The organism is Streptomyces sioyaensis (assembly GCF_004122735.1).
Lineage (GTDB): Bacteria > Actinomycetota > Actinomycetes > Streptomycetales > Streptomycetaceae > Streptomyces > Streptomyces sioyaensis.
In genome coordinates, this window is the sequence record NZ_SDIF01000195.1 from 1 (window position 1) to 7980 (window position 7980).

Annotated in this window: 11 protein-coding genes, 1 tRNA gene and 1 pseudogene; 9 read left to right on the plus strand and 4 right to left on the minus strand. The window is 72.1% G+C overall.

Annotated features, from left to right (window positions below):
• A pseudogene (locus tag EST54_RS35135) lies at positions 1–192 on the minus strand (hypothetical protein); the annotation flags it as partial.
• 219 nt (positions 193–411) lie between these two features.
• Between EST54_RS35135 and EST54_RS32215 the strand changes: the two are divergent.
• The 3 genes from EST54_RS32215 to EST54_RS32225 all read left to right on the plus strand — a co-directional run bounded on the left by EST54_RS32215 (position 412) and on the right by EST54_RS32225 (position 2292).
• Entirely contained in the window at positions 412–1008 is a 597-nt protein-coding gene (locus tag EST54_RS32215) for a DUF4232 domain-containing protein (protein WP_129251230.1), read from the plus strand.
• Between the two features lie 182 nt (positions 1009–1190).
• Entirely contained in the window at positions 1191–1487 is a 297-nt protein-coding gene (locus EST54_RS32220) for a type II toxin-antitoxin system VapB family antitoxin (protein ID WP_006604254.1), read from the plus strand.
• Between the two features lie 157 nt (positions 1488–1644).
• A complete protein-coding gene (locus tag EST54_RS32225; protein WP_129251231.1) occupies positions 1645–2292 on the plus strand; it encodes a LytR C-terminal domain-containing protein in 648 nt (215 codons plus the stop codon).
• 84 nt (positions 2293–2376) lie between these two features.
• On the opposite strand, the gene upp is transcribed toward EST54_RS32225, so the two are convergent.
• Complete coding sequence (gene upp, locus EST54_RS32230; protein ID WP_093484300.1) at positions 2377–3012, minus strand: uracil phosphoribosyltransferase; 636 nt, start codon at positions 3010–3012, stop codon at positions 2377–2379.
• 175 nt (positions 3013–3187) lie between these two features.
• On the opposite strand from upp, the gene EST54_RS32235 reads away from it, so the two are divergent.
• The 4 genes from EST54_RS32235 (at position 3188) to EST54_RS32250 (ending at position 4875) form a co-directional block, all read left to right on the plus strand.
• Positions 3188–3406 (plus strand): hypothetical protein, encoded by a 219-nt coding sequence (locus EST54_RS32235; protein WP_239013571.1) that lies wholly within the window; start codon positions 3188–3190, stop codon positions 3404–3406.
• Positions 3407–3575: 169 nt separating this feature from the next.
• Positions 3576–4139, plus strand: a complete 564-nt coding sequence (locus EST54_RS32240; protein WP_239013174.1) for a tRNA adenosine deaminase-associated protein — start codon at positions 3576–3578, stop codon at positions 4137–4139.
• A gap of 69 nt (positions 4140–4208) precedes the next feature.
• On the plus strand, positions 4209–4709 hold the full coding sequence (gene tadA, locus EST54_RS32245; protein ID WP_129251233.1) for a tRNA adenosine(34) deaminase TadA: 501 nt from the start codon (positions 4209–4211) through the stop codon (positions 4707–4709).
• 79 nt (positions 4710–4788) lie between these two features.
• Positions 4789–4875, plus strand: a tRNA-Ser gene (locus EST54_RS32250).
• 427 nt (positions 4876–5302) lie between these two features.
• Here the strand turns inward: EST54_RS32250 and EST54_RS32255 are convergent.
• The gene (locus EST54_RS32255; protein WP_129251234.1) at positions 5303–5779 is read right to left on the minus strand and encodes a hypothetical protein; all 477 of its coding nucleotides are present in this window, start codon (positions 5777–5779) and stop codon (positions 5303–5305) included.
• 27 nt (positions 5780–5806) lie between these two features.
• Positions 5807–6586, minus strand: coding sequence for a DUF2127 domain-containing protein (locus EST54_RS32260; RefSeq protein WP_129251235.1), 780 nt, complete (start codon positions 6584–6586; stop codon positions 5807–5809).
• A 713-nt stretch (positions 6587–7299) separates the two neighbouring features.
• Between EST54_RS32260 and EST54_RS34805 the strand changes: the two genes are divergently transcribed.
• Together EST54_RS34805 and EST54_RS32265 are read left to right on the plus strand one after the other, a co-directional pair.
• On the plus strand, positions 7300–7464 hold the full coding sequence (locus EST54_RS34805) for a hypothetical protein (RefSeq protein WP_167511642.1): 165 nt from the start codon (positions 7300–7302) through the stop codon (positions 7462–7464).
• A gap of 137 nt (positions 7465–7601) precedes the next feature.
• Positions 7602–7895, plus strand: a complete 294-nt coding sequence (locus tag EST54_RS32265; RefSeq protein ID WP_129251236.1) for a Dabb family protein — start codon at positions 7602–7604, stop codon at positions 7893–7895.
• The last annotated feature ends 85 nt before the right edge of the window (positions 7896–7980 follow it).

Below are 7980 nucleotides of genomic sequence, written 5' to 3' on the forward strand. Positions count from 1 at the left end.
CACGTACAGCGGCTCCGCTCCCGCGCCCTCCCCGAGCGGGCCGTCGACGGGACCGCGCCACGGGACCGGCCCCTCCGGTGCGCCCCCGGGCACCACGCGGCCGCCCCGTTCGAGCTCCCCCTCGGCCCCGCCGGCCACGCAGCCCGGCGAGGGCCGCACCGGCACCGCCGCGCCCCCGTCGGCCACCCCCACCCCGGAGAGCAGCAGTACCGCGCCACACCCGGCATCCCCCTCAACTCAGGCCGTACATTGAGAGATTGATGCCCTTTCCACCGATCCAGCCGCCGCCCCGTTCCCGGACCGCGACAGTCCGCGGCCCGCCGGGGCCGGCCCGCGTTAGCCACGCGTTAGCGGATCGCCAGCACCCGCGCCGAAGGTCGTGTTCACGCCACCGTCCCGGGGGAGCTCCTTATGCCCTTCACCGCCGCCCTCAGCCGGGTCGTCGTCGCAGGTCTCCTCGTCGCCGCCGCGCTGGCCCTGGCCACGGCCTGCCGCGGCTACGACGGCCGGGCCGACGGCCCCGTCACCGCCGTCTCGCCGCCCCCCTCGGGAGACGGCCGGAATCTTCCCCCCGCCCCCGGCAGCCAGGCAGCCTGCGCCCCGGACATGCTCCGGTTCCACGCCGGCCCGATGCCGCGACGGGACGGCCGGATGCTGCTGACCGTCACCAACATCTCCAACCGGACCTGCGACTTCGCCGGCATGCCCTACCCCCTGCTGCGGTTCGGTGACGGCCGGCGCCCCCTCCCGGCGATCGGTGCCAGCCGGCCGCTCACCCCGGTCTTCCTGAAGCCCGACGCCACGGCCTATGCCACGGTCGTCACCCGCGCCGGCGGACGGGGCGGCACCGGCCACCGCCACCACCGCATCTCCCAGTTCGGCGTCGCCCTGGCCGCCCGCGCCGCCCCCACCCAGGTCGGCCTGGACGGCGCCCCGGTCCGCGTCGACACGCGCACCGCCACGGTCACGTATTGGCAGCCGAGCCTGGCGGCCGCCGGCAAGTGGTGACCTACGGGCGCGGCGCGCGTCCGGAAGCCGCCGCACCGCGGGGCGCCGTAGGCCGTTCGGGTCACTTCCGGCCATATCCTCCGGGCCGCCGCTCCCCAATGATCCAAATTTGCCACCAATGATCCTTTTACACTGCTGCGGCGTGGCTGCGCCCAATGCCGCTCGCCCGGTAGGCTTTCCGTGTGATCTTCAAGCGCATCGGAAACGGTCGGCCGTACCCGGACCACGGCCGGGAAAGCACCCGCCAGTGGGCGGACGTCGCCCCGCGCCCGGTACGCCTCGACCAGTTGGTGACGACCAAGCAGCAGCTCGATCTCGAAACGCTGCTCGCCGAGGACTCGACGTTCTACGGCGACCTCTTCGCGCACGTCGTGAAGTGGGAGGGCGACCTCTATCTGGAGGACGGGCTGCACCGCGCGGTACGCGCGGCCCTGCAGCAGCGCCAGGTGCTGCACGCCCGCGTGCTCGAACTCGACTGACGCGCCGCGGCCACCCCGCCCAACAGGCCGAAACCCCCTCTTAGCGCCCGACAGCACCCAACCCACCCTGTCCGAATTGACCCTTTTGGGTTGGGTCTCGCGCCACGCGTTGATCATCTAGTAGGCACGGACCGCCGCCCGCACTACGCTGCGCCCCATGAGCATGCTGACGCCCCCGGGCATGGGCGGTAAGTACCGCATCACAGGCGACAGGTATCCGCGGATGCGCCGCCCCCGCCACCGTCGCCGGATCGCCCTCACCATCGTCGCCACGGCCGTCGCCCTCGGCCTGGCCACCTGGGGCACCCTGCAGCTCATCGACGTGTTCGGCGGCCGGTCCAACACCGCCCATGCCGCCCAGGGCGAGCGGCACTGCCCCGACAGCGCCAAGACGGCGGCCGCCCAGGCCGGGAACGCGACCCGCAAGCTGCCCGCCCCCGGCACCCTCACCGTCAATGTCTTCAACGCCACCCCGCGCTCCGGGCTCGCCAAGCGCACCGCCGACGAGCTCGAAAAGCGCGGCTTCAAGATCGGCAAGGTGGGCAACGCCCCCGCCGCCTACGACAAGAAGGTCAAGGGCGCCGGGATACTGCTCGGCCCCGCGGCGGCGGCCGACGGCCCGATGAAGGTGCTCTCCACCCAGCTCACCGGCGCACAGCGGAAGACCGACGCCCGCAAGGGCGCCGACCTCGACCTGATCATCGGCGACGCCTTCACCGCACTGACCGCCCAGAAGGACGCCGCGAAGTCCCTGGCCCTGCTGAGCCATCCGTCCCCGGCACCCAAGGGCGACGCCAAGTGCTGACCGTACGCGGACGGGCCCTGCACCACGCGTGATGCAGGGCCCGGACAGTGAGCGGGTGAGAAGGGCGGGAAGCGGGCGGTCGGCTCAGCCGGCCGTGCCGTACATGCGGTCGCCCGCGTCGCCGAGGCCCGGCACGATGTAGCGGGCCTCGTTGAGCCGCTCGTCGACCGCCGCGGTGACCACCGTCACCGGCGTGCCGGCCAGCTCCTTCTCCATGACCTCCACGCCCTCCGGCGCGGCCAGCAGGCAGATCGCGGTGACATCGTCCGCACCGCGCTTGATCAGCTCACGTATCGCCGCGACCAGCGTGCCGCCCGTGGCGAGCATCGGGTCGACGACGTACACCTGACGGCCCGAAAGATCGTCGGGCATCCGCGTGGCGTAGGTCTGCGCCTCGTACGTCTCCTCGTTGCGGACCATGCCCATGAAGCCGACCTCGGCGGTGGGCAGCAGCCGGACCATGCCGTCCAGCATGCCCAGACCGGCCCGCAGGATCGGTACGACCAGGGGACGCGGGTGCGACAGCCGCACACCGGTGGTCGCCGTCACCGGGGTCTCGATGTCGACCCGCTCGGTGCGCACATCACGGGTGGCTTCGTAGGCGAGCAGGGTGACCAGCTCGTCGGCGAGCCGCCGGAAAGTAGGGGAGTCGGTGCGCTTGTCGCGCAGTGTGGTGAGTTTGTGCGCCACCAGCGGGTGGTCGACGACGTGGATCCGCATGCCCTCGACAGTAACCGAGCCGGAAGGCCCCGGCGCCCGCCGTGCAGTGCCCGGCCGACCGGCGCAACCGCCGCACGTGGCGGGCATCAAACCACCGAAAGGAGGGAAAGGGGGCACGTACGCCCGATTGGCTCTTCTGCCGGAGGGCGACGATTCCGCCCGAGGTGGTGTGCGCGTGCTCGACCGCAATCGGACCGACGACTCGAACGACGCCGTCCCCGGCGGCCAGGACCTGGCCCCGGACGACGGGACGGAAGCGGCGCGCCGACGGCGCCGTGCGCAATTTCTGCGCGAACTGCACGAGGCCAAGGAGCTGCGCAACCGCGTCCAGCCACGCCGTGCCCGGGCCGAACGCATGCGCCAGGCCATGCGGATGCGTACATTCCGCTGGTAGCGGAACACCCCCGCGCCCCCGTCTGCGCTGCGGCACGTGAGCGACATCTCTCACAACCTCCGCACGACGCAGCCCCGAAGACCCCGCGCGGCGGCGATGTTTCTGCCACGATTCCGAAAGGGGCGGGACCAACGGCGTGCAGCGCCGCCCCGCCCGGCCCGGCACGCCTATGACCAGTGGGAGAGTCACGGTGTACTTCGCCGCACTGCTCGCGCGCACCGAAGACGGGTGGGAAGCGAGCGATACGGAGCTCGACGATGTGGAGACGCTGACCGATCTGGCCGATCTGGCCCGAGAGGCGGCGGTCGACGACGACACGGTGGTGGCCTTCATCGAGCAGGAGGACGCCTGGTTCGGCGTCATCCGGGTGGATGGTGAGGACGACCCACGGGTCTTCCTCTCCAACGCCGCCGCCGCCGCCAAAAGCTCGTACGGGGCAATGCTGACCGACGAGCTGCTCGGCCGCGAGGAGGACGATGCGGCCGACGACCTCGACAGCCTCGACCTGGACGGCACGGAGGACGGCGAACCCGACCCCGACGACAACGTGGACGACGACACCCTGGAGGCGGTGAACGGCTCGGACGGCCCGCCGCGCGGTCCGCTCGGCGACGCCGCCCTGCTGGCCGACCTGGGCGTCAGCGAGAAGGAGCTGCTGGCCCTCGACAGCGATGCGCTGGGCACCATCGCCGACTCGCTGGGCTGCACGGAGGTCCTCGAAGCCGTGCGCTGAACGGCCCGGCCGGGCCCCCGCACCCAGGGGTGGGCCCGGCCCCCCGGTCACGTCCCCGACACTGGGGGCATGACCGTCCCCCCTTCCGCCTCTCTTCCCTCCCCCGCGCCCGACCCGCTGCGCGATCCGTGGATCGCACCGATGCGGCAGGCGCTGGACGAGGCCGCCCGCGCCCCCGGGACCGGTGATGTCCCGGTGGGCGCCGTCGTGCTGTCCGCGGACGGCACGGTCCTCGGCACCGGCCACAACGCCCGCGAGGCCACCGGCGACCCGACGGCCCACGCCGAGATCCTCGCGCTGCGCGCGGCGGCCGACAACGTCGGGAACTGGCGGCTGACCGACTGCACGCTCGTCGTCACCCTCGAACCGTGCACGATGTGCGCGGGTGCGCTGGTGCTCGCCCGCATCGACCGGGTCGTCTACGGCGCCCGCGACGCCAAGGCGGGCGCGGCCGGCTCGCTGTGGGACGTCGTCCGTGACCGTCGTCTCAACCATCGCCCCGAGGTCATCACCGGGGTCCTCGAAGCCGAGTGCGCGGAGCTGCTCACCGCCTTCTTCCGTGACCGCTGACCAGCACGGCGATGCCTCGGCGGCCCCTTCCCGGAATCCGATTTCGGCGCACGGCCACCCGTGGGCTAAGCTCTCTCTCGGTAGCGTGTCCGAGCGGCCGAAGGAGCGCGCCTCGAAAGCGCGTGAGGGGGCAACTCCTCCGTGGGTTCAAATCCCACCGCTACCGCTCGAAAGAACCGCCCCTGACCTGCGAAAACAGGTCAGGGGCGGTTTTTCGTCGTGCTCCGTGCAGCAACTGTGCGGCACGCCGGTCTCTTACGCCGGCTTTCATGGCCTCCGTACGACCTCGCCGAAACCACGACGGGCACGAGGTGTTCCGGGTCATCCGACGACCGAGCGGCAGGCGCGAGCGCCAGCAGGAGGGCGACGACTTCGACGACGCGCCGAAGGCCAAACCCGGGGCCGCTACCGGGAGTTCGTGGACTCTCGGCCCAGGTGTTCTTCGCCCTCGCCCTGGCCAGCTGGAGCGCCGGCATGCCTCAGGCCACCTGCTCACGGTCGCCGGACCGGGCCGTCCCCGGCCGCCGCGACGGCTGAGCGCGTCGCGGCGGCCGGGGACGGGAGCGCCCTTACCGACCCTGGCCCATCGGACGCTAGCCGTTGCGCCGGTTGCGGCCCGCGCGGCGGAAGAAGCGCACGATCAGCCAGATCACCAGGGCCACGACGACGAGGAAGAGGATGAAGAGCACGACCAGGAAGATGCCGAGCTTCTTGAAGAAGCCGCCCTTCTTCTTGGCCTTCGACTTCCACTTCGACTTCTTGATTTTGAAGGCCGACGTGAGCTGCGTGGCGTGCCGGTGGGCGGCGGCGGCCCGCGCGGGGGCGGCCGCGGCCCGTACCGAGGCGTCGTGGCCCGGGGCGCTCGCGGTGGTCACCACCCGTGCGGTGTCCGGCGCGCCCCGGCCCGCCGCCGCTGCCGGGGCGACGGCCGCGGCCAGCAGGCCGGCCAGCAGCGCCAGGACGACGGCCGGCCGCCGCCGCGGCATGCGCGGGGCGGTCCGCTCCTGCGTGGCGGGCCGGGCCGTCGCGCGGGACGAATCGAGCCGGGACGGTGCGGAGTTCATGGACATGGTGTGGTTCCCCCTTGGATCGAGCGTTCAGCCATTATGGGCGGCGGCAGGTACTCCGGCCGAGGTCTCGACCTCCAGCAGGGAGGCGCTGTGCCGCTCCGCTTCGAAGGCCGCGCGGCCGCCGCGCAGCCCGAACAGCCGCTTGGTGACCGCGATGTAGAGCACGGCGAGGATGTTGATCACCAGCGTGGCAACCTTGAGCCAGCTGACCTTCTCGGTCAGCTCATAGATCTCCAGCGGCAGGAAGGCCGCCGTCGCCACCACCGTCAGATACTCCGCCCACCGCTTGGCGCGCCACAGGCCGACGCCCTCGACGATCTCCACCAGGGCGTAGGCCAGCAGCAGCCCGGCCACCAGCAGCAGGGTGGAGTGCTGGTAGCCGAAGGTCTTCTGGATGGTGCCGACGACCGGCGAGTGGTCCAGGTCGTAGTGGAAGTGCCGGGCCACCGGGCGGAGCACCGCGATGTACTCGTCGACGAACCGGCGGACCGCGTCCTTCTGGTTGCTGAACTGCCATACGCCGACCGCGGCCAGCACGATGAACACCCCGCGCACCGCCCGCTCGACCGCCAGGAACCGCAGGATGAACAGATCACGCAGGACCTTGCCGCGCGGGACCAGCGGGGCGTCGGCGGCCGGACCGGAGCCGTGCGGGTCGCCGAGGACGAAATCGCCGCAGCGCAGACAGCGCCAGGCCTCGCCGAGGGCCGTGGCGGCGTGCAGCCTCTCCCGGAGGTGCTCCTCCTGCGGGAGGTAGGTGATGTGCCCGCGGCGCGCGCAGGTACGCCGGTCCCAGTCGATCTTCATCGTTGGAGCCCGTGTTCCTTTCTGGTCCCCACGCGGCAGCGCGCCGCGGCGCGACGCGCTGCCGCGCTCCGTTGTGTCGCGTACATGATGCATGCCGGCCCGTCCGGACCCGGCGAGGCGGAGCGCCCGGGGACATCCGAGTCGTACGGGGTGGAGGACGCGGGGGCACTTCGTCTTGGTTGCGGCCGCGGGAGAAGAGCACGTCACACCGGCCGCGTACGAGTCCGGCAGATCGCCGCCGGCCCTCCGGGCACGCACGACGGAGCCCCGCCTCGGGCCGGTGTCCAGGGCCCCCGGTGGTCTCCGGGGGCGGCTCCGAGGCGGGGCTTGGGTCGGGCGGGGGAAGCGGCGTCGAACGACGACCGCTCCCCCCGATGCGGACGAACCCCCAAGTCCGCGCCGCCGTCCGGGGACGGTCGGCGTGGACCCCGCAGTGAGGTCCCTCCCGGCCCCCTGAATTCCTGCCAGATTCAGCGGGCCACGCTCCCCATGGTGCCGCCGGGAGCCGCCTCAACAGGCAGGCAAAGGGCCCCCTTTGGAGGGTCTTTGGTCCATAAAGTAGAGATCAGTAACGGATGTCGGATAGCGCGGACGGACCGGCGCCCGCCCCGCCGGCCCGGCTCCCGCGATCGAACACGTGTGGTTACACTCGCCCGACTGCAGACGGGAACTGCAGGCACTGCCGCAAGGGACTGCGTAGGGGAGTCGGGCTGATGGCGCAGGCCAAGAAGATCGCGTTGTACGTCCTCATCGTCTTCGTGCTGTACACGATCATCACCACCCCCAAGCGGGCCGCCGACCTGGTCCAGATAGGCTTCGAGGGCATCTCGTCCGCCGCTCAGGGCGTGGGCGAGTTCATGACCCAGCTGATCAGCTAGGGCGGACACGCTCTAGGAGCCGGATCCGACCGGTGGCGCCGGCGCCGCCCGAGGGGCCGACCCGCGATCGGCCGGCGCCCGCCCCGGCCCAGCCGGCCGACCCGGTCCGACTGCGCCCCGCCCCCTCGGAGGCCGCTGTGATCCGCCACCTGGTCCTGTTCAAGCTCAATGACGGCGTCTCCCGCGACGAGGAGCGCGTCCAGGCCGGTGCGCGGGCGTTCGCGGCGCTGGAGGGCGAGATTCCGGAGCTGACGTTCTGGGAGTGCGGCTGGAACATCACCGACCGCCCGATCGCCCACGACTTCGCGATCAACTCGGCCGTGGCCGACACGGACGCCCTCACGCGTTACCTGGAGCATCCGGCCCACCAGGCAGCCGCCACACAGTGGCGTGAATTCGCCACCTGGGTGATCGCCGACTACGAATTCTGAGCCGCGGCACCCCCGCATCCGGCACCGCCGAGCCCCTCGCCCCTCACGGGCGGGGGGCTTCGCCGTACCCCCGGGCCCCTACCGC

Bases quoted from the DNA above. Each gene is read 5' to 3' on its own strand.
- EST54_RS32215 (WP_129251230.1), top strand. From the start codon at position 412: ATGCCCTTCACCGCCGCCCTCAGCCGGGTCGTCGTCGCAGGTCTCCTC.
- EST54_RS32225 (WP_129251231.1), top strand. From the start codon at position 1,645: ATGAGCATGCTGACGCCCCCGGGCATGGGCGGTAAGTACCGCATCACA.
- upp (WP_093484300.1), bottom strand. From the start codon at position 3,012: ATGCGGATCCACGTCGTCGACCACCCGCTGGTGGCGCACAAACTCACC.
- EST54_RS32240 (WP_239013174.1), top strand. From the start codon at position 3,576: ATGACCAGTGGGAGAGTCACGGTGTACTTCGCCGCACTGCTCGCGCGC.
- tadA (WP_129251233.1), top strand. From the start codon at position 4,209: ATGACCGTCCCCCCTTCCGCCTCTCTTCCCTCCCCCGCGCCCGACCCG.
- EST54_RS32255 (WP_129251234.1), bottom strand. From the start codon at position 5,779: ATGTCCATGAACTCCGCACCGTCCCGGCTCGATTCGTCCCGCGCGACG.
- EST54_RS32260 (WP_129251235.1), bottom strand. From the start codon at position 6,586: ATGAAGATCGACTGGGACCGGCGTACCTGCGCGCGCCGCGGGCACATC.
- EST54_RS34805 (WP_167511642.1), top strand. From the start codon at position 7,300: ATGGCGCAGGCCAAGAAGATCGCGTTGTACGTCCTCATCGTCTTCGTG.